Source organism: Fuscovulum blasticum DSM 2131, from assembly GCF_003034965.1.
In the GTDB taxonomy this organism is placed as follows: Bacteria; Pseudomonadota; Alphaproteobacteria; order Rhodobacterales; family Rhodobacteraceae; genus Pseudogemmobacter; species Pseudogemmobacter blasticus.
In genome coordinates this window covers 1-1,036 of the sequence record NZ_PZKE01000056.1, presented here as the reverse complement: position 1 = coordinate 1,036, position 1,036 = coordinate 1, and the positions used below count along the sequence as shown (strand labels likewise).

At 69.0% G+C, this 1,036-nt stretch carries 2 protein-coding genes; both read left to right on the top strand.

Annotation, left to right across the window (positions count from 1 at the left end; translation table 11 throughout):
* Positions 1-673: 2-oxo acid dehydrogenase subunit E2 (locus tag C5F44_RS17650; protein WP_146161995.1), on the top strand; the 673-nt coding region annotated here is incomplete at its 5' end.
* Positions 670-1,036 (top strand): SDR family NAD(P)-dependent oxidoreductase (locus C5F44_RS17645; protein WP_146161994.1); only part of this gene is annotated, 367 nt, incomplete at its 3' end. The genes C5F44_RS17650 and C5F44_RS17645, both read left to right, overlap by 4 nt.

The window sequence follows — 1,036 nt, the reverse complement described above, 5'->3', positions numbered from 1 at the left end:
TGGCGCCATGCGCCGCACCATTGCCCGCCGTCTGGTGGACTCCAAACAGACGGTGCCGCATTTCTATCTGGAAATCCGCTGCGAGGCGGACGCGCTTCTGGCCCTGCGGATGCAACTGAATACGGTGCTGGCCGATGGCGGGGCCGAGACGAAGCTGACGGTGAACGATCTGGTGATGAAGGCCTATGCGCTGGCCATCGCCCGGACGCCCGAGGCCATGGTCACCTGGACCGACGAGGGAATGGTGCGCCATCGGCAGGTTGATCTTGGCATGGCCGTGGCGCTTGATGCCGGGCTGATCACCCCCATTCTGCGTGATGCGGCCCGGCTGTCGCTGGGGGCGCTGTCGGATGCGGCCCGGCTGGCCATCGGGCGGGCCCGTGAAGGCCGGCTGGGGGCCGAGGAATACTCTGGCGGGCTTGCGGGCATCTCGAACCTTGGCATGTTCGGCGTCAGCGCCTTTTCGGCGATCATCAACCCGCCGCAAAGCATGAACCTTGCCGTCGGCACCATCGAAACCGATCTGGCCCTGCGGGATGGCCAGCCGGTCGAGGTGCGGCGCCTGCGCCTGACCCTGTCGGTGGATCACCGGGCCATCGACGGCGCGGTGGGCGCACGGCTGTTGCAGCATCTGAAGCGGCTGATCGAAGCGCCGCTGTTGCTGGCCGCATGATGCGCGACGCATTGCAGGGGCTGTTCGATCTGACCGGCCGCACCGCCCTGATCACCGGAGCGGCACGCGGGATCGGGCTGGAAACCGCGCGGCTGCTGGGGGCCGCGGGGGCCGCGGTCGTGCTGGTTGACCGCGATACCGCCGTGCTGGAGGCCAGCGCCGGAGGTCTGGCAGAGGAAGGCATCGCCTGCCTGCCGGTCGCGGCCGACATCACCGATGCGGCGGCGCTGGATCGGCTGTTCGCACGGCTGGCCGACTGGCGCGGCGGCGCCGATATTCTGGTGAACAACGCCGCCATGGTGCAGCGCAACCCGGCGGCCGAACTGGTGCCCGCGCTTTGGCGCCAGGCGATGGCGGTCAATC